Source organism: Paraburkholderia hayleyella, from assembly GCF_009455685.1.
Lineage (GTDB): Bacteria > Pseudomonadota > Gammaproteobacteria > Burkholderiales > Burkholderiaceae > Paraburkholderia > Paraburkholderia hayleyella.
In genome coordinates, this window is the sequence record NZ_QPES01000001.1 from 1,007,594 (window position 1) to 1,025,221 (window position 17,628).

At 56.6% G+C, this 17,628-nt stretch carries 17 protein-coding genes and 3 tRNA genes; 8 read left to right on the plus strand and 12 right to left on the minus strand.

The window, feature by feature from the left end; genetic code table 11:
- Nucleotides 1-97: 97 nt before the first annotated feature.
- From GH657_RS04660 to rph, 5 genes are all read right to left on the minus strand, one after another.
- Entirely contained in the window at nt 98-1,435 is a 1,338-nt protein-coding gene (locus GH657_RS04660; RefSeq protein WP_153099638.1) for an MFS transporter, read from the minus strand.
- A 158-nt stretch (nt 1,436-1,593) separates the two neighbouring features.
- Nucleotides 1,594-1,681, minus strand: a tRNA-Ser gene (locus GH657_RS04665).
- A 65-nt stretch (nt 1,682-1,746) separates the two neighbouring features.
- A complete protein-coding gene (hemW, locus tag GH657_RS04670) occupies nt 1,747-2,994 on the minus strand; it encodes a radical SAM family heme chaperone HemW (protein WP_425495749.1) in 1,248 nt (415 codons plus the stop codon).
- Nucleotides 2,995-2,999: 5 nt separating this feature from the next.
- The gene (gene rdgB, locus GH657_RS04675) at nt 3,000-3,626 is read right to left on the minus strand and encodes an RdgB/HAM1 family non-canonical purine NTP pyrophosphatase (protein ID WP_153101642.1); all 627 of its coding nucleotides are present in this window, start codon (nt 3,624-3,626) and stop codon (nt 3,000-3,002) included.
- Nucleotide 3,627: 1 nt separating this feature from the next.
- The gene (gene rph / locus GH657_RS04680) at nt 3,628-4,368 is read right to left on the minus strand and encodes a ribonuclease PH (RefSeq protein WP_153099639.1); all 741 of its coding nucleotides are present in this window, start codon (nt 4,366-4,368) and stop codon (nt 3,628-3,630) included.
- 271 nt (nt 4,369-4,639) lie between these two features.
- On the opposite strand from rph, the gene GH657_RS04685 reads away from it, so the two are divergent.
- The 4 genes from GH657_RS04685 (at nt 4,640) to GH657_RS04700 (ending at nt 9,016) form a co-directional block, all read left to right on the plus strand.
- Nucleotides 4,640-5,566, plus strand: a complete 927-nt coding sequence (locus tag GH657_RS04685) for a YicC/YloC family endoribonuclease (RefSeq protein ID WP_153099640.1) — start codon at nt 4,640-4,642, stop codon at nt 5,564-5,566.
- Between the two features lie 19 nt (nt 5,567-5,585).
- Nucleotides 5,586-6,308, plus strand: coding sequence for a guanylate kinase (gene gmk, locus GH657_RS04690; RefSeq protein ID WP_153099641.1), 723 nt, complete (start codon nt 5,586-5,588; stop codon nt 6,306-6,308).
- Between the two features lie 37 nt (nt 6,309-6,345).
- Nucleotides 6,346-6,549 (plus strand): DNA-directed RNA polymerase subunit omega, encoded by a 204-nt coding sequence (gene rpoZ / locus GH657_RS04695; RefSeq protein ID WP_153099642.1) that lies wholly within the window; start codon nt 6,346-6,348, stop codon nt 6,547-6,549.
- Nucleotides 6,550-6,652: 103 nt separating this feature from the next.
- Nucleotides 6,653-9,016 carry a RelA/SpoT family protein gene (locus GH657_RS04700; protein WP_153099643.1) on the plus strand — a complete coding sequence of 788 codons (2,364 nt, stop codon included), beginning with the start codon at nt 6,653-6,655 and terminating at the stop codon, nt 9,014-9,016.
- A 116-nt stretch (nt 9,017-9,132) separates the two neighbouring features.
- On the opposite strand, the gene GH657_RS04705 is transcribed toward GH657_RS04700, so the two are convergent.
- The 3 genes from GH657_RS04705 to GH657_RS04715 form a co-directional block, all read right to left on the minus strand.
- Nucleotides 9,133-11,103 carry an acyltransferase family protein gene (locus GH657_RS04705; protein WP_153099644.1) on the minus strand — a complete coding sequence of 657 codons (1,971 nt, stop codon included), beginning with the start codon at nt 11,101-11,103 and terminating at the stop codon, nt 9,133-9,135.
- A gap of 272 nt (nt 11,104-11,375) precedes the next feature.
- Nucleotides 11,376-11,452 (minus strand) — tRNA-Arg (locus GH657_RS04710).
- Nucleotides 11,453-11,551: 99 nt separating this feature from the next.
- Nucleotides 11,552-11,628, minus strand: a tRNA-Arg gene (locus GH657_RS04715).
- A 121-nt stretch (nt 11,629-11,749) separates the two neighbouring features.
- Between GH657_RS04715 and greB the strand changes: the two genes are divergently transcribed.
- Nucleotides 11,750-12,319, plus strand: coding sequence for a transcription elongation factor GreB (gene greB, locus GH657_RS04720; protein WP_153099645.1), 570 nt, complete (start codon nt 11,750-11,752; stop codon nt 12,317-12,319).
- Nucleotides 12,320-12,346: 27 nt separating this feature from the next.
- On the opposite strand, the gene GH657_RS04725 is transcribed toward greB, so the two are convergent.
- Together GH657_RS04725 and GH657_RS04730 are read right to left on the minus strand one after the other, a co-directional pair.
- Nucleotides 12,347-12,667: a transposase gene (locus GH657_RS04725; RefSeq protein WP_174769875.1), complete on the minus strand. Its 321-nt coding sequence runs from the start codon at nt 12,665-12,667 to the stop codon at nt 12,347-12,349.
- A gap of 220 nt (nt 12,668-12,887) precedes the next feature.
- Nucleotides 12,888-14,036, minus strand: a complete 1,149-nt coding sequence (locus GH657_RS04730) for a porin (RefSeq protein WP_153099647.1) — start codon at nt 14,034-14,036, stop codon at nt 12,888-12,890.
- Between the two features lie 414 nt (nt 14,037-14,450).
- Here GH657_RS04730 and GH657_RS04735 point away from each other — a divergent pair, with 414 nt between their 5' ends.
- From GH657_RS04735 to GH657_RS04745, 3 genes are all read left to right on the plus strand, one after another.
- The gene (locus tag GH657_RS04735; RefSeq protein WP_153099648.1) at nt 14,451-14,723 is read left to right on the plus strand and encodes a hypothetical protein; all 273 of its coding nucleotides are present in this window, start codon (nt 14,451-14,453) and stop codon (nt 14,721-14,723) included.
- Nucleotides 14,724-15,048: 325 nt separating this feature from the next.
- The gene (locus GH657_RS04740) at nt 15,049-15,252 is read left to right on the plus strand and encodes a cold-shock protein (RefSeq protein ID WP_153074801.1); all 204 of its coding nucleotides are present in this window, start codon (nt 15,049-15,051) and stop codon (nt 15,250-15,252) included.
- A 198-nt stretch (nt 15,253-15,450) separates the two neighbouring features.
- Nucleotides 15,451-16,611 (plus strand): 3'-5' exonuclease family protein, encoded by a 1,161-nt coding sequence (locus GH657_RS04745; protein WP_153099649.1) that lies wholly within the window; start codon nt 15,451-15,453, stop codon nt 16,609-16,611.
- A gap of 46 nt (nt 16,612-16,657) precedes the next feature.
- On the opposite strand, the gene GH657_RS04750 is transcribed toward GH657_RS04745, so the two are convergent.
- Both GH657_RS04750 and GH657_RS17970 read right to left on the minus strand, forming a co-directional pair.
- Nucleotides 16,658-17,278 (minus strand): chorismate mutase, encoded by a 621-nt coding sequence (locus GH657_RS04750; RefSeq protein ID WP_153099650.1) that lies wholly within the window; start codon nt 17,276-17,278, stop codon nt 16,658-16,660.
- 199 nt (nt 17,279-17,477) lie between these two features.
- Nucleotides 17,478-17,627, minus strand: a complete 150-nt coding sequence (locus GH657_RS17970) for a hypothetical protein (RefSeq protein ID WP_174769876.1) — start codon at nt 17,625-17,627, stop codon at nt 17,478-17,480.
- Nucleotide 17,628 lies beyond the last annotated feature (1 nt).

Here is a 17,628-nt window from a genome sequence, read left to right on the forward strand (position 1 = left end):
CTAGCGAGTAGCGCGCCAACGCGCTAGCCATGCGTGTGCGCCACTCGCCAGCGCTGGCGAGTGATTTTGTTGCCACTGCTTATGGGCGTTACGAGCGTTATGGGCGTTCGGTGGCTTCGTCGTTTGTCGGTATCAGCTCGGCATCGCGTGTTTCGCGCATGCACAGCACACCCACGAGGCTAATGACAGCCGCGACCGACACATAGCCCCCCACCCAGGTTAGTCCGCCGCGCGCCACCAGCAACTGCGCGATATAAGGTGCCACTGACGCGCCCAGAATGCCCCCGAGGTTGTAAGCGACCCCCGCGCCGGTATAGCGCACATGCGTGGGGAAGAGTTCGGGTAGTAACGCGCCCATTGGCGCAAACGTGACGCCCATCAGAAACAGCTCGAGCACAAGAAACAGCAGCACAAGCGCCGGCTGGCCGCTCCCGAGCAAAGGCGCCATCGTGAAGCCGGAGAGGATCGCGGCCACAATGCCGCTCAATAACACGGGCTTGCGTCCAAAGCGATCGGAGGCCCAGGCCGAAAGCGGCGTGGCGAGCGCCATGAAGATCACCGCGAGACAGAGCAGCCCAAGAAAATATTCACGCGTGAAATGCAGTGTCGACACACCATACGACAGCGAAAACACCGTTGAAATATAGAACAGCGTGTAGCACACCACCATCGCCAGTGCGCCCAGCAAGGTGGGCCTCGCATGTTGAGTCAGCAGCGTGGCGACAGGAATGCGCACGCGTTCATGGCGCTTTAGCGCCGCCTGGAACGCAGGGGTTTCCGCGATCTTCAGACGGACATACAAGCCCAGTACAACCAGTACGGCGCTGACCAGGAACGGTATGCGCCAGCCCCATGTGCGGAACTGCTCGTCGGAAAGCGAGAGCGCCAGGCCGAAAAAGAGTCCGTTCGCCGCGAGAAATCCGATCGAGGGCCCGAGTTGCGGGAACATGCCAAACCAGCCGCGCTTGCCCTTTGGCGCATTTTCGGTGGCCAGCAATGCTGCGCCGCCCCATTCGCCGCCTAGCCCAATGCCTTGCCCGAAACGCAACAGGCACAGCAGCACTGGCGCGAGGCTGCCGATCGAGTCATAGCCGGGAACCAGGCCGATGAGCGTGGTTGAGATCCCCATCATGAGCAGCGATGCGACGAGTGTCGATTTACGGCCTACGCGGTCGCCAAAATGACCGAACACAAATGAGCCGATGGGCCGGGCGATGAACGCGATACCGAAGGTGATAAAAGCGGATAGTGCCTGTGCTGTTGGCGAACCATGAGGGAAGAAGACTGGGCCGATGACCAGCGCAGCGGCTGTGGCATAGACGTAGAAATCGTAGAACTCGATAGCGGTGCCGATAAAGCTCGCAAAGACGATTCGCGCGCGGCTGTTTGGCACGGTTGCGCCGGGCTGGCTCGCGGCAAGCGGCGAAGAGGACATGCAGGGTCTCCAGTGGTGTTGTAATGGGTACTTGTGTGACGTGGGTTCGATAGCGCTGTTGCAGCGCCAGGCGCCAATCGGTTGGGCGGATATCGAGGGCAAACCAGTAACAAAAAACCCCGCGAGTTTTTGAGCTCGCGGGGTTTTTTGCTACGTTCTGGCGGAAGAGGTGAGATTCGAACTCACGGAAGGTTGCCCTTCGCCGGTTTTCAAGACCGGTGCAATCGACCACTCTGCCACTCTTCCGGAAGGCGCGATTGTAACCCGAAACGCATCCTCTCAGGCAAGCCCCGGATAGCGAACGCCATGAATCAACGCGCGTCCTTTAAAAACAGCGCCTGCAAATCGTTGAGAAACGCCTGCCCGAGCGGTGTGGGGGCAATGGTTTCGTGGCTGCGCGAAATCAGCCCGCGACGCTCGGCTTCGTTGAGCGCGGATTCGATCGACGTCATCGGCATGCCGGTGCGTTCGATAAAACGATGAACGGGAAACCCTTCCACGAGCCGCAGCGCGTTCAGCATGAATTCGAAAGGCAGATCGGCGGTGCTGATTTCGTGTTCATCCTGCACGGGCTGTTTGGCCCGTGTTTGTTCGATAAACGTTGCCGGGTGCTTATAGCGCGCCTGGCGCAGGATGCGGCCAGGAAATGACAGCTTGGTATGGGCCCCTGCACCAATCCCAAGGTAGTCGCCAAAGCGCCAGTAATTCAGGTTGTGCCGGCTTTGCCGGTGCGCTTGCGCATACGCGGAAACTTCGTAACGGCCATAGCCCGCTTCAGTCGTGCGCGCGTGAATCCAGTCCTGCATGTCGGCGGACTGATCGTCGTCGGGCAGGGCGGGCGGGAACTTGGCAAACAGCGTGTTGGGTTCCAGCGTCAGGTGATACAGCGACAGATGAGGCGGCGCGAACGACAGCGCGGTTTCGATATCGGCCTGGCATTCGGCGAGCGTTTGCTGGGGCAGCGCGAACATCAGGTCGAGATTGAAGTTGTCGAACGTTTTCGCCGCGACTTCGACGGCGCGGCGTGCCTGGGCTGCATCGTGAATCCGTCCTAGCGCTTGCAGATGGGCTTCGTTGAAGCTCTGGATGCCGACTGACAGACGGTTGATTCCACTGGCGCGAAACTGCGCGAATTTGGCGGCTTCAAAGGTGCCGGGATTGGCTTCGAGTGTGATTTCCGCATCGGCGTCGAGCGGCAACAGCGCGCGCACGTCGGACAGCAGCCGGTCCAGCCCAGCCGCCGACAACAGGCTCGGTGTGCCGCCGCCAATGAACACGGTATGCACCTGACGGCCCCAGATCAGCGGTAAGGCTTGCTCCAGATCTGCGCGCAAGGCGTCGAGATAGTCGTCTTCGGGGAAGGTCGCGCCTTTCCACTCGTGCGAATTGAAGTCGCAATACGGGCATTTGCGCACGCACCACGGAAAATGCACATAAAGCGCCAGCGGCGGCAGCGAGGTCAGGTGAATTCGGCCCGGCGAGGTGAAGGCCTGAACCACGTTGCTGCTTGCCCGCAGGTCTGCGCTCGCGCTGGACGGCGTGGATGAAACCGGCTTGATGGGGATCACGCGCCCTCCATCAGGCGTGCCAGCAACTGTTGCAATGCCTGCGCGCGATGACTGTGGCGGTTTTTAACGGCGGCAGGCAATTCAGCTGCGGTCGCGTTGAGTTCGGGCAGATAGAAATACGGATCATAGCCAAAGCCCTGGGTACCGCGTGGCGCATCGAGAATCTGTCCGTGCCAGCGGCCTTCGGCGAGCAGCGGCTCGGGGTCGTCGGCATGGCGCACCAGCACGAGCACACAGTAGTAATAGCCGCGCCGGTCGGTTTCGTGCCGTAGCGCAGCGAGCAACTGGGCGTTGTTGGCCGCGTCGCTTGCGTTGTTTGCGTTGTTTGTGTCGCCGCTTGCACGTTGCGCGTAGCGCGCCGAATACACCCCAGGCGCGCCGCGTAGGGCCGGCACGCACAACCCCGAATCATCCGCCAGCGCCGCTTGCCCCGTGTGTTGCGCGGCATGCCGGGCTTTTGCGAGCGCATTTTCGATGAAGGTCGGATGCGGCTCGTCGGCTTCCGGCACATTGAACTGGCTCTGTGCGATCAGACTGATGCCTGCCGCGCTGAACAACGCCTCGAACTCACGCAGCTTGCCTGCATTGTTCGACGCCAGCACGATCGTGCTGGGGGGATACATTTCAGGCACGCGTGAGCTCCAGCGCGGCGTTTTGCATGGCTAGCAGCGAGGCGATACCGCCTTGCGCGAGATCGAGCAAGGCGGTCATTTCCGTGCGCGAGAAGGGTGCGCCTTCCGCTGTGCCCTGAATTTCAACGAAGCCGCCTTTGCCGGTCATCACGACGTTCATGTCGGTATCGCATTGCGAATCTTCGTCGTAGTCGAGATCGAGTACCGGCTGGCCTTTGAAGATACCGACCGAAATAGCCGCGACTGAATCGATGATCGGCGAGCGGCTGAGCCGGCCGCTGGCGAGCAATGTGCTTACTGCATCATGGGCGGCGACGAAGGCGCCCGTAATGCTTGCGGTGCGTGTGCCGCCATCGGCCTGGATCACATCGCAGTCGAGATGCAGGGTGCGTGCGCCTAGCAGCTCGAGATCGAAGACCGAGCGCAACGCGCGGCCGATCAAACGCTGAATTTCCTGGGTGCGGCCAGACTGCTTGCCGCGCGCGGCCTCGCGGTCGCTGCGTGTGTGCGTGGCACGGGGCAGCATGCCGTATTCCGCGGTGAGCCAGCCTTGGCCGCGATCGCGCAAAAACGCGGGAACCTGTTCGGCAATGCTGGCCGTGCAGATCACTTGGGTGTCGCCGAATTCGACGAGCACGGAGCCTTCCGCGTGACGGGTGTAATGGCGCGTGAGGCGCACGCCGCGCAACTGGTCGGCGCGGCGGCCGCTCGGGCGATGGGAGGTGTCGTTCATGGAGGGAAAGCGCCAGCAGGTGGGAAAGCGCGATTTTACGCTGATCCGTGCGGCATACCGGATCTGCTTGTTGCTGCATCGGTTAGTACGTGGTCCCTGTTTGCCCGTGCGCTGGAACATCATTTCAAAAATGGGATAATGCGCGGTTTTCTGGCCTTGTACTTAAGCGATCTTAAGCGTGCATCAAGCGAATCCAGCGCGCACGAGGCGAGCCGAATTTCCCCCCAGGCCATGCCGTTACAACGGCATGGCCGCCATCAAGAGATACACCATGATCTACAGCATGACGGGCTATGCGAGCGTCACGCGCGAACTTGCAGCGGCTTCGGGCCCAGGTGGCGCGAGTGTCTCGGTTGAGTTGCGTACGGTTAATTCACGTTTTCTTGATCTGAATTTCCGCATGCCGGAAGAAGTCCGCGCGTGTGAATCGACATTGCGCGAAATGCTGATGAATAAACTTTCGCGCGGCAAGGTTGATATCCGTATCAATGTGCAGCGCGGCGAGCAGGGTACGAATGCGGGCTCGGCCAATCGTCAGGCGCTTGACCAACTCGCGCTGCTGGAGCGCGCGGCGCTGGCCGTGTTTCCCGAAGCAGAGCGTTTGCGCGCGGGCGAGATTTTGCGCTGGCCGGGCGTACTGGCAGAAAGCGGTGTAGCCCCCGAGGTACTGCGTGATGCGGTGCTCGCGTGTGGCAAGCAGGCGGTGGCTGAACTGATCGACGCGCGCGCGCGCGAAGGCGCGCAACTGGCCGCGATGCTGCTGGGCAATGTCACGGAGATGGAAGCCATCGTGGCGAAGATCACGCCGCTTGTGCCAGAACTGATCACAAAGCATCAGCAGAAAATCGTCGAGCGTTTGCAGGTAGCGCTAGGCGTGGCGATGCCGGAAGGGACGGCGAGTAGTAGCCTCTCGCGCGAAGAGATCGCCGAGCGTATTCGCCAGGAAGTCACGATGTACGGCATTCGCATCGACATCACGGAGGAGCTCTCGCGTTTGAGCGCCCATCTGAACGAAACGCGTCACGTGATCGAGAAGGGCGGCAAGGTGGGCAAGCGGCTCGATTTCATGATGCAGGAGTTGAACCGCGAAGCAAATACACTGGGTTCAAAGGCTGCAGCGAAAGAGCTGGCGGATTCGTCGATGACGCTCAAGCTGCTGATCGAGCAGATGCGTGAGCAGGTACAAAACCTTGAATGACCATGGAGCCACGCAAATCATGACCGATATCTCACGTGATTCACGTGACTCGCACGATGGCCGCGAGAGCAGCGCGCGGCGCAACCCTTATGCAGGCGTTTATCCCGGTAACCTGTTCATGGTGGTAGCGCCATCCGGCGCGGGCAAATCGACGCTTGTCAATGCCTTGCTGGCACGCGACGCGGCGATTCGCCTGTCGATTTCCTACACTACGCGCGCGCCGCGTCCGAAAGAGCAGGATGGCGAGCACTATCGCTTCACCAGCGTCGATGATTTTCTCGCGCGTCATGCCGCGGGCGAGTTTCTGGAAAGCGCCGAAGTGCATGGCAATTACTATGCGACGTCGCGTCTGTGGATCGAAGAGCAGATGAAAATGGGCCATGACGTGCTGCTGGAAATCGACTGGCAAGGTGCGCAACAAGTGAAGAAACAGTTTCGCAATGCGGTCGAAATTTTTATTTTGCCGCCGTCGCTCGAGGCGCTTGAAGAACGTCTGAAAAAGCGTGGCCAGGATGAACCCAACGTGATCACACGACGCCTGCTTGCAGCAGGCAGTGAAATGGCTCATGCGGCCGAAGCTGAGTACGTGGTGATCAACGAGAACTTCGAACGTGCACTCGGCGAGCTGCAATGCCTGGTCGCGGCGACGCGTTCGCGCTTCGCTTCGCAGTACGCGCGGCATACCGGGCTTTTTGTGCAACTGGGGATTCACCTGCCGCAAGCAGGAACGTCAGGCGCTTAAGGTAGAATACGCAACATTCTGAGAAGGAATTTCCAACATGGCTCGCATTACTGTCGAAGACTGTCTTGAACAGATCCCGAATCGCTTCGAACTGGCACTTGCCGCGACTTATCGCGCACGCCAGCTCGCCCAGGGCCATACGCCAAAAATCGAAAGCCGTGACAAGCCGACCGTCGTCGCACTGCGCGAGATCGCAGCTGCGCTGGTTGGTGTTGAAATGCTCAAAAAAGTGCCTGTCTAAGACGCGTTGCGCCTGTTGTGCTGTGTTGTGCAGTAACGCAGCAGTAACGCAGTAACCCATGGCGCGCGTGCGGACCGGCAAGTCACCTGTAACGGAGGCGAACATGAGCACCACCCCGTCGCCTTCCGCTACCGATATAGAGCGCGAAGCCGGTTCTTCCTCGTCTGCACGCAAGTACATTGATGCGGTTCTTGAACAGTCGTTTCGCCACCTGTTCGGGCCGACCGCAACGCCGGAGCAGCCGCGCCGGCATGACGTCGTTTCGATTGCGCCGCTGACCTCCATGCTTTCGGGCTATCTACTGCCCGAGGAGATCAAGGAGGTCAAGGCGGCGTTCCATTTCAGCGACGAAGCCCATCTTGGCCAGTATCGCCAGAGTGGCGAACCCTACATCACGCATCCTGTTGCCGTCGCGGAAGTCTGTGCGGGCTGGAAGCTTGACGTCCAGTCGGTCATGGCGGCGTTGCTGCACGACGTGATGGAAGACCAGGGCGTGAGCAAGACGGAACTGGCTGAGCGTTTTGGCCCGAAGGTGGCCGAGCTGGTGGACGGCTTGTCCAAGCTGGACAAGATGGAATTTCGCAGCCGCGAAGAAGCACAGGCGGAAAATTTTCGCAAGATGCTGCTGGCGATGGCGCGCGATGTGCGGGTGATTCTCGTCAAACTGGCCGATCGCTTACACAACATGCGCACGCTGGGTGCGGTGCCGCCCGAAAAGCGCCGCCGTGTGGCCCGCGAAACGCTTGATATCTACGCGCCCATTGCTCACCGGCTAGGCCTGAACAATACCTACCGCGAGCTGCAGGATTTGAGCCTCGCCAACTTCAACCCGCACCGTTACGCCACGCTTGAAAAAGCGGTGAAGGGCGCACGCGGTAACCGGCGTGAGGTGGTTGGCAAGATTCTTGAAGCGGTGCAACGCGCCATCGTGGAGGCGAAGCTCGATGCCGAAGTCACGGGCCGCGAGAAAACCATCTTCAGCATCTACAAGAAGATGCGCGACAAGCAGTTGTCGTTCTCGCAGGTGCTGGACGTGTATGGTTTTCGCGTCGTGCTGGATAGCGCACTCGAATGCTATACCTGCGTCGGTGCACTGCATGCGCTCTATAAGCCCGTACCTGGCAAGTTCAAGGATTACATTGCCATTCCGAAGATGAACGGCTATCAGTCGTTGCATACGACGCTAGTCGGGCCTTTCGGTGCGCCGATCGAGTTCCAGGTGCGCACGCGCAAGATGCACGAAATCGCTGAAGCCGGGGTGGCGGCGCACTGGCTGTACAAGAACGGTGGCGCCGATCTGAATGATGTGCAAAAACGCGCGCACCAGTGGCTCAAGTCCTTGCTCGATATCCAGAGCGAAGCGGGGGACTCCAGCGAGTTTCTCGAACATGTAAAGATCGACCTCTTTCCTGATGCGGTTTATGTGTTCACCCCGAAGTCAAAAATCATGGCGCTGCCGCGTGGTGCGACCGCGCTGGATTTTGCCTATTCGATTCACAGCGATCTCGGCAACCAGTGTGTGGCGGTAAAGATCAATAACGAATTGCTGCCCTTGCGCACTGAACTAAAAAGCGGCGATATCGTTGAAGTCATTACCGCACCGTATTCGAAGCCGAACCCGGCATGGCTAGGTTTTGTGCGCACCGGTAAGGCGCGCTCGGCGATTCGCCATTATCTGAAGACGATGCGGCTCAATGAATCTGTGCAACTGGGCGAGCGTCTGGTTGAGCAAGCGCTGAAGGGCTACGGGCTGGCGCTGGCGGAGGTGACGCCAGAAGTCTGGGACAAGCTCGTGCAATGGACGGGCAACAAGAGCAGTCAGGAAATTTTTGCGGATATTGGCCTTGGCCGGCGCGTTGCCGCAGTGATGGCTAAACGCATTGAAGTCCTGATGAGTGGCCGTGATGCCGATGACGATAGCAATCGCGGTGAGGCCAGTCAGGCCTCGTCTGTTCCGCCGGTGGCTATTACGGGTACCGAGGGCATGTCGGTTCAGCTTTCGGCCTGCTGCCGCCCGATTCCTGGCGATAGCATCATGGGTTACATCGGCATTGGTCTTGGCATGGCGATTCACACAACCGATTGCCGTGTTGCGCAACGCATTCACAAGCGCGATCCGGGACGCTGGATCGACGTGGCGTGGGCGCCTCAGCCTGGGCGCCTGTTCGAGGTCGCGGTGAAAGTGCTGGTCAAGAATACGAAGGGCGTGTTTGCTCGCGTCGCTGCCGATATTACCTCGGCGGATGCCAATATCGTTCACATTGCGATGGATGAAGATTTATCGCAGGAATCAATGGTATTGCGTTTCGTGATTCAGGTGGCTGACCGGGTGCATTTGGCCAACGTGATGCGCCGTGTACGGACCAACCCGGACGTGATGCGTATCGCACGTGAGCGGCCGAGCGACGAAGGACATCATCGTCAGGACGGCGGGATGCGAATTGACCGGGAGCGGGGCGATTACTGATCAGGAGCACGGTGACAGGTCGCGCTGGGCTAGATTGGCATGCCGTCCCTACTCGCTTTATGCAACGGAATGGTCCCCAGACAACCCGCCCAGCCTTCCGGATTTCCCGTTTTTGTTTACCGCCACGCTTCTGGCTGCGCTGACCTGGCGACCAGCGCCGGGGCGTTTTTAATTTTTTCCGTAGCATGTCTGATCGCGTGGATCAGATCGGGTGCGAGGTAATCGACACCCGCCATACTCAGATGATTGGTATCGCTAAACAGCGCCTGGCCATCTCTCACTGAAAAACACTGATCTGGCAAGCACAATAACTTGAATGGGTCGACGTTAATCACGTTCCCGGATTCATTGGCCAGTGAAACAATTTTTTCGCCATGACTGGCAATATCGGTCTGCCCTGACCGGGGTACGGTCCACTCGGGAATCGAACGCCCGGCTTGAAATTGACGCCGTGCCCATGCCTGAGGCACGTCTTCACGAGGATTGGGCACGATCCCTACCAGTACAAGCTGGCCACCTCTGGAGGCCAGTATTTGCGCGATTTTCTTAATCACGCCCCCTTCATAATCCGGATCGTAACGTTGCCAGTCGCCCGCTATAACGGCGAGGGTAATCGAAGGCGTTTTTTCGAAATAATCAAAAACGAAATTCGCGTAGTGTTCACATCCGGAAAAAATCTCCGCGCCGGACCCTTTAAAAACTTTGCCACTAAACGGCGGACATCCGCCTTGCGTGGCAACGATGCCGCCAAGCCCTAGCGTACTGGCAGCCTGATCAACAACCGGTTGCAGCCGGTCCGCAAACGAATCACCCCATAGAATTAACGTGGGAGGCGAGTTGTGCCGGGATGTGCCGATATGACAAAAATCTCCCGCTGTTTTTTTCTCTCCATCCACGGTTCGCATGCATTCTGTCGAACGGGGGTTGCCATTGTTCATGGCAGGTAAAACCGGTTTTAAATATTCCGGTAAGCGTTGCGGCCATCCATTCGTGGCAGATATGGCACCCGAAAACGAAAATGCTCCGGCAATACATATCAGCGATGCAGTAACGAAACGTCGCTGGCCGTGTGTCTTGTCATGAAGACGTACGGGCTGCTCAATAAATTTGAACGATAGCCAGCCCGCCACACCCGTCAACAGCATTAATAAAGCGACTTGTTTGCCTTCCGGGTTGGTGCCTGTACGTTCACGGAAGGCAAGCAAAATGGGCCAATGCCAAAGATAAACGGAATATGAAATGCGCCCGATAAACTGCAAAAACCTGAATGAAAGCATTCGGGTAACAACGGCGCTACGAGCAAAAATCACCAAGGCAGCTCCACCAACGGGAAGTGCTGCGCGCCATCCGGGATACGGTGCGGTTCCCTGAAAAACAAATATGCTGCCGCATAACAGCGCTAGGCCGATGAAAGAAAGAAAATTCGCTATCTGGTCGTTGCATTTTTTCATGCCATAAACAGCAACGCCTGCACCAACCATGAACTCCCATGCACGCGACCAAAGTAGATAAAACGCCGAACTCTGATCGATCTCTGTTCTCCAGACACACCACGCGAAAGAAGCCAAACCCAGCCCCACGAACATGGCGGCTCCAGATGCGCGTCGCTGACGGTTCGCCGGCCAGAAGACGCCGCATAACACTGCAAAGCCGAGATAAAATTGCGACTCCACAGCTAATGACCATGTGTGTAAAAAAATGTTTTGCTCAGCTAGGGGTGCAAAATATCCGGTTCTTCCGTTGAGGATGTAATTCGAGCGCATGATCAGAACCGACGCCCCATCACGGACCAGGCGGTTGTAGTTGCCCGGCAGATAGAAAAAGCCCGCCCAGATCAGGCAGGCGACCGTTACGACAGCAAGGGCCGGGAAGATTCTTCGTAGCCTTTTCAGTAAAAATTGAACCGCCGAGAAGGTTCCGGCTTGCAGATCCTGATAAGCAATCGATGTAATCAAAAATCCGGAAATCACGAAGAAAATATCGACGCCCACAAAACCACCATGGAACGGCGTGAGACCAAAGTGGTAAAACACCACGGCAATGACGGCAATGGCGCGCAACCCGTTGATATCTTTTCTAAATTCCATAAAACTTTTTGCCGTATCAATTGTGATTTGCTGGATAGCGTTATCGGTAAAGCAAAGTTACGCATTGGATTGGGTGGCTGAGGCCATTTGACATCAAGTGGGAACCCAATCTGGAGCGGTTCATCTTGACATTGAATGTGCGCCGTTTTTCATGCTTTTGAACTGTGCCATATCCGGCACTACCTCACATGCGGCGTAGTGCTCTAAATCACGGGTACTGAAAACGGTTGCTAAAAAATAAAGGGCTTTCCTTGCGGAAAGCCCTTTATGAGTGGTGCGGCTGGCAGGATTCGAACCCACGACCCCTTGGTTCGTAGCCAAGTACTCTATCCAACTGAGCTACAGCCGCACGCGAAAGCGATGTATCAACGTACTTCAAAAATTTTTAAACACGGCAGCGGCCTGAAATAAAATGGCCTTCCCTCAGGAAGGCCACTTCAACAATAAGTGGTGCGGCTGGCAGGATTCGAACCCACGACCCCTTGGTTCGTAGCCAAGTACTCTATCCAACTGAGCTACAGCCGCACGCAGAAACGAGATTATAGCAAACTTGAAAAAAAAGAAAAGCACGAAAGGGCAATTTGCTTCATCGTGCTGCTTTGCTTAACGATAACCGGCGGCGGCTTGGCTGCGAGGGTGGATGACGATGAATAAAGCGTTTGTTAAGGAGTCGAGCGAAGACAATGATGACGATCGGGATATCGCCCAGCCCGAGATGCCTGCGGGTGCGAAAAACTATATAACGCCCGCAGGCTACCGGCGCTTGCGCGATGAACTGCTTCACCTGATCGACGAGGCACGGCCCGAAGTGGTGCGGCTGGTGTCCTGGGCGGCATCGAATGGCGATCGTTCGGAAAATGGTGACTATATCTATGGCAAACGCCGGTTACGCGAGATCGACCGGCGCATCCGCTTTTTGACGAAACGTCTTGATTTGGCTGAGGTGGTCGAGAGCAGCCGCCAGGAGAATGTCGACCAAGTCTTTTTTGGCGCGACCGTCGATTACGCGGCACCTGATGGTGAGTTGCAGACGGTGACCATCGTTGGCGTCGATGAGGTCGATCTGGACCACGGACGGGTGAGCTGGATTTCCCCGGTAGCGCGAGCGTTGCTAAAGGCCCGGATTGGTGAGCGGGTCGTGTTGCATACGCCGGCGGGTCAGCAGTTCATTGACGTGCTGGACGTCAAATATCCTGCGCCGGATGCTGCCACTTAAGTTGGCCTCACAAGATGTCTCGGGTGGCTAGGCGTTGCGCTCAAGTAGCGCGTGGATCTGGTCGAGAATGCCTTCCCGTTTCCACTTCAGATATTTCGTATAACAGGTCTGTTGGGGAGGGAAGTGCGATGGCAGATAAAGCCAGCGTTCGCCGCTGTCTTCAATCCAGTAGATGGCATCCAGTACCGCACGAGAGTTAATGGCGGGCCGCCCGCTGCTTTTGCGTGGCTCCGTTCCGGGTAGAAGGTGTTTGATTTTGGTCCACTCTTCATCGGTGAGCCGGCGAATGCTTTCCTGGTTCAATGACCTTTCTCCCTCCATGTTTATCTGGATCAGAAGTGTGGCCATTTGTCGTCCCCTCATCGTCCCCTTGCTGCTCTCGTGGTGTTCGTGGTGCCACTCAATGCTTGGGGCATAGGCCCAGAGACACGCGGATATTGGGTCGATAGTCAGGCTCTGTCTGCGATTCCGACAGATAAAAAAAACCCCGCATTTGAAAAATGCGGGGTTTTTTGCAACCGGAAACTGTTATAGATAACGTTTTCCGGCGCAAGTCCAGCTAGCTGGCTTAGAAGCGGTGACGCATACCGGCCGTCACAGCGATTTGCTGGTTGGTCGATGATGCAGCGCCCAGACCATTGATGTTCGCATTCACGCCCGAACCTTCGTTGGCGCGTTGATATTCGCCTTGCAGGTAAATATCGGTGCGCTTCGACAGCGAGTAGGCTGTTTGCAGGTTGAACTGGTTCCACTTTGGACGGATGCCAGAGATGCTGGCTTGCGTGTAAGTGTATGAACCCGCCAGGCTGAGTGCCGGTGTAATGGCATAACGGCCGTTAACTTCAAAGTTCTGGAAGTGTGCGCTGTCATTCACGAGGCCAATGCCGCCCGGAATGCCTGAAGCGCTGGCGCCGATACCAACCAGTTGCGACAGGTTGGTTTGCGTATAGACCAGGCCAGCCGTTGCCGGGCCGAACGCGTAGCTTACACCTGCGCCCCATGTTTGCTGACGGGCTGCGGTGAACGTGTTGTCACCCGCTACTGCGCCACCGGCATTCGAAATGTTCGTCGCGCCCGGTGCGAAGCTGTTGTTCAGTTGCAGGTAAGCAGCAGCGACGTTCAGGCCGCCGTAGTTATACGATGCGCCCGCGCTGTAAGCACGGTTGTTGGCAAAGCCGCCTGCTGCGTTCGAGAAGCCGTACTGGGCACCAAAACGGAAGCCCGAGTAGTTTGCGCTTTGGAACTTGACCGAGTTGTTGATGCGGAACGAGTTGTTCAGGTTGTCGTTGTCAAACGGGTGAGCGAACTGCGTGCCGCCGTATTGCGTGCCGGTCAGTGCGAGTGGAGCCAGATAGTCCACCACGCTGTCGTATTGACGGCCAAGAGACACGGTGCCAATGTCGTTGCTCGACAGACCAACGTAGGCTTGACGGCCGAACTCACGACCATTTTGGCCGAGGGTACCGTTCATGATCGAGAAACCGTTTTCCAACACGAAGATGGCCTTCAGACCGCCACCCAGATCTTCAGCACCACGCAGGCCCCAGCGGCTACCATTGACTTGGCCGCTTGTTGCTTGCCAGTTCGAATGACCATTCTGGTTGTTTGTGTAAGTGATACCAGCGTCGATCAGGCCATACAACGTCACGCTGCTTTGTGCTTGAGCTGCTGAAGCAAAAACGCCCGTCAGGGCTGCAACCAGTAGTGTCTTTTTCATCTTTGTAACTCCGAGAGCAGGGGTGAGCCTGGAAAGCTCAGGCTTGAGGGAAACTATCACGCAGGCGTTAGAGATGCTGCGGTGAACCTGCGTGATTACGCGTGTTATTTCAGCGCGTTCGTTTCCGGACAGGCAGAGTGTAGTGACGGGGCTGCAGCAAGGGAGCTTCCGATTTTCGCAATAAAGTATTCCAAGATATGGAATGCATGGGGTGTTGATCTAACCAGTTGATAAATAAGAGAAATTAATTTTTAAGATAGTTTTTTGAAACGTGTCAACCGCTGGGCGTTGTGTGCTTGCTACATCGGCAGAAATAGGGATGCAATAGGGAAAAGCATAAAAATATTGTTGCCATATACAAAATAGAAGTTTGCAAATCAGCTGGTTTATCCGGATGCAGCCGAACTCCATACTGTGCTTGCTGCTCTGACCGGCAGCCTTTTTCATCTAGAAATATCTCCATACCTTGCACGCGCGACCCTCCAGTCGCGCTTTTTTTGCGCGCGTGCCGCGGCGGCGATCACCATATTGTGCTGGCTCGGCTGTGTGGTTTATCACGGCTCACAGCAAGTTTTTTTTTGCATGCATAGTCAAGCCATCGCGCATCACATTGAAATGGTCGACATGACCTATGTGTATGCCGATAAAAAGACGGTTCGTTTAGCGAAGAAAAATTCCATGAGGTGATGCATTCGGGTGCAATAAAATCACGGTTGAAATATTCGTAATGCTGTATTGCGTCGCGCCAGGATTTTTCACTCGCTTTTACATACAGAGGGTGGCGTGCTCGTGATTCATGCCGGTTGCATAACAACTTGCGTCAGGCGAATGGCGTAACTAAAAATTTTCTTGACGGACGCGGAGTCTGGGCCGTATAACGTTTCAGCTGCATTTGCGCTGTCATGCTTGGCAGATATTATTTGCCATGAGCCTTCGGGGAACGGAAGGCACGCCGCGCTATCAGCATGAGGGCATTGCCTGTTTTAATTAAAATTTCGAGGGAAACTGCATTATGGAAACTGGTATCGTCAAATGGTTCAACGATGCTAAGGGCTTTGGCTTTATTACATCGGACGCGGGTGGCGACGATTTGTTCGCCCATTTTTCAGAAATTCGCACAGAAGGTTTTAAGTCATTGAAGGAAAGCCAGCGTGTTTCTTTCGAGATCAAGGCAGGCCCGAAAGGCAAGCAGGCTGCTAATATTCAGCCGCTGTAATTTTTCGCGGAATTCTGGTCTGCCGCTAAGTGATTAGCGGCATGATGCAAAAAAAGCCCCCGGTTAGCCGGGGGCTTTTTTTTGCATTATGCGCTTCATCCTGTGCGCATGGCATTGTGCAGCACGCATGCTGGTGAGGATGACAACTGGTGCATACTGGCCGTCTTTCCGAGCATGCTTTAAAACCTCCTTATTTTCATGTCTGAACCACTTTTGCAGATTGCGGCAGTTGATGTGCCGATTGTCTTCGTCGATCTTGAAACCACCGGGGGAGCTGCCGCTAGCGACCGGATCACCGAGGTGGGTGTCGTCGAACTGGGCCCCGCTGGCGTTTCACGCTGGAGCACGCTGGTTGATCCGCAACAGCCGATTCCTCCGTTCATTCAGCAATTGACAGGGATTACTCATGAAATGGTTCAGGGCGCGCCTACTTTTGAAATGATTGCCGCCATGCTTTTTCAAAGACTGGACGGTAAGCTGTTTGTCGCGCATAACGCGAGCTTTGATCGCGGCTTTTTGCAAAGTGCTTTCCGTCGCGCGGGGTTTTCATTCAATCCGGATGTGCTGTGCACGGTCCGCTTATCACGCGCGCTGTTTCCCGCAGAAAAACGTCATGGTCTCGATGCGCTCGTTGAGCGCCATGCACTGCTGCCTTCCGATCGGCATCGGGCGCTGGCAGATGCTGATTTGCTCTGGCAGTTTTGGCAGCGGCTCCATACATTAGTGCCGGTTGATGTGTTGCGTGCGCAGATCGAGCGTACCGTGCGGCGTTTCAGGCTGGCGGGTGAGATCACCGAGACCATGCTCGATGCCGCCCCCACCGGGTGCGGGGTGTATGTGTTTTATGGTGAGAATGACCTGCCGCTTTATGTTGGACGTAGCGTCCGTGTGCGCCAGCGTGTGCGGACACATTTGAGCGGTGAGCGCCGTTCAGCGAAAGATTTGCGATTGGCGCAGCAGGTGCGACGTGTCGAATGGCGTGCAACCGGTGGGGAGCTGGGGGCGTTGCTGACGGAAGCGCAATGGATCACGGCGCTGCGCCCGAGCCACAACCGCAAGGTTCGTGCGGGAAAAGGGGACCCCGTCTGTGCGCCATGGCCATTTGATGGCGCGATTGTTTTCGAGGAACAGGATGGACGCAGCGCAGCTGCACCGATATTTCATGTGGTTGATGCGTGGTGTTACGTGGGACATGCCACTTCACTCGATCAGGCCAGAGCGCTATTGGCGCGTAGCCCTTCAGGCCGCTTTGAATTGACCACATACCGAATCTTGCAAACGTATCTGGCGCGCGGCTTGCGTGTGACGCCACTCAGTCAGGCTAAAACTGGGCTAGTGCCAGACGGATTGGCGAGGTGACCTCCGGTTGCGTGTCGGAACACACGAAAAGTACACAAAAAGTTATTTATCCCAGTGCGCCGACGCCACCTGTCTCGCAGATATGGCTGAGCGCCTGGTTGAGTGCGGTGGTATAGCGACTGTCGTCTCGCGTCAATGATTTCCAGCCCGTCAGACTTTGTGCGATTCGTGATGGGCAATCAGCGGCTGTCCGCAAATCTTGCAAGCGGCTGAGGGCAAGGATCATGAGCGGCGTGAAGCGGTCTAGCCGGTTTTGAATGCTGGCGCTCGAAGCAGGTTCTGGCGCGGCACCCGGCGGCAGATTGCGCCACGTATCGAACAGCGCTTGCCGAAGCCCCCGATTTGCGTCGATCTGATCTTGAAAAAACGTGTGAGCAAAAACAGGGTCCACGCCGCTCGCTTTGGCTTGTTTCTCCACCTCGGCGAATAATTGCGCTTCATGCTGACGCGTGGCAACCGACGGGGAAGCGCTCTGAGAGCGGGCTCCGCGGTTAGCCCATTCCAGGCGTGCGAGCGGTTCAGCGAGTGTCAGACGTTGCGAGACAAGGGCGATGAGGCTGGTCAACGCGCTCTCATCGCTACTCGCGTGAACGGCTGGGCAAGCCAGGAAAAGGCCTGCACACAGTACAGCCACGCGGCGTGCGTGAGCGTGAAAAAAAGACTTCATGAGAACGGCCTGTGTGAGCAAAGGCCGGGCTCATAAAAAGCCACGACAAAACTTTGTCGTGGCAGCGCAAGTACCGGCTTATAAATAAACAAATATCGAATTACGGGTGCCAGGAAGCGGCTTCGTTTTTATAAAGCCGGGACGTTAACTTTCTTGCCTGATGCCGTAAGTATTTTTAAATAAAAAATTCATAATGTTGTTATTTTTGTATTGGTAACTTGCGTTGCTCATCAAAAAAAGCACGTACGTGCTCTGGCAGCTCGGCCCCTAAAAATTCAACACCGACCGGTTCTGGGTCGGCGTTGAGTACCTGGTGTGGTGGGGGAGCTTTGGGTGACTTGGCATCCATG

Bases quoted from the DNA above. Each gene is read 5' to 3' on its own strand.
- GH657_RS04660 (WP_153099638.1), bottom strand. From the start codon at position 1,435: ATGTCCTCTTCGCCGCTTGCCGCGAGCCAGCCCGGCGCAACCGTGCCA.
- rdgB (WP_153101642.1), bottom strand. From the start codon at position 3,626: ATGTATCCCCCCAGCACGATCGTGCTGGCGTCGAACAATGCAGGCAAG.
- rph (WP_153099639.1), bottom strand. From the start codon at position 4,368: ATGAACGACACCTCCCATCGCCCGAGCGGCCGCCGCGCCGACCAGTTG.
- GH657_RS04685 (WP_153099640.1), top strand. From the start codon at position 4,640: ATGATCTACAGCATGACGGGCTATGCGAGCGTCACGCGCGAACTTGCA.
- gmk (WP_153099641.1), top strand. From the start codon at position 5,586: ATGACCGATATCTCACGTGATTCACGTGACTCGCACGATGGCCGCGAG.
- rpoZ (WP_153099642.1), top strand. From the start codon at position 6,346: ATGGCTCGCATTACTGTCGAAGACTGTCTTGAACAGATCCCGAATCGC.
- GH657_RS04700 (WP_153099643.1), top strand. From the start codon at position 6,653: ATGAGCACCACCCCGTCGCCTTCCGCTACCGATATAGAGCGCGAAGCC.
- GH657_RS04705 (WP_153099644.1), bottom strand. From the start codon at position 11,103: ATGGAATTTAGAAAAGATATCAACGGGTTGCGCGCCATTGCCGTCATT.
- greB (WP_153099645.1), top strand. From the start codon at position 11,750: ATGAATAAAGCGTTTGTTAAGGAGTCGAGCGAAGACAATGATGACGAT.
- GH657_RS04725 (WP_174769875.1), bottom strand. From the start codon at position 12,667: ATGGCCACACTTCTGATCCAGATAAACATGGAGGGAGAAAGGTCATTG.
- GH657_RS04730 (WP_153099647.1), bottom strand. From the start codon at position 14,036: ATGAAAAAGACACTACTGGTTGCAGCCCTGACGGGCGTTTTTGCTTCA.
- GH657_RS04740 (WP_153074801.1), top strand. From the start codon at position 15,049: ATGGAAACTGGTATCGTCAAATGGTTCAACGATGCTAAGGGCTTTGGC.
- GH657_RS04745 (WP_153099649.1), top strand. From the start codon at position 15,451: ATGTCTGAACCACTTTTGCAGATTGCGGCAGTTGATGTGCCGATTGTC.
- GH657_RS04750 (WP_153099650.1), bottom strand. From the start codon at position 17,278: ATGAAGTCTTTTTTTCACGCTCACGCACGCCGCGTGGCTGTACTGTGT.
- GH657_RS17970 (WP_174769876.1), bottom strand. From the start codon at position 17,627: ATGGATGCCAAGTCACCCAAAGCTCCCCCACCACACCAGGTACTCAAC.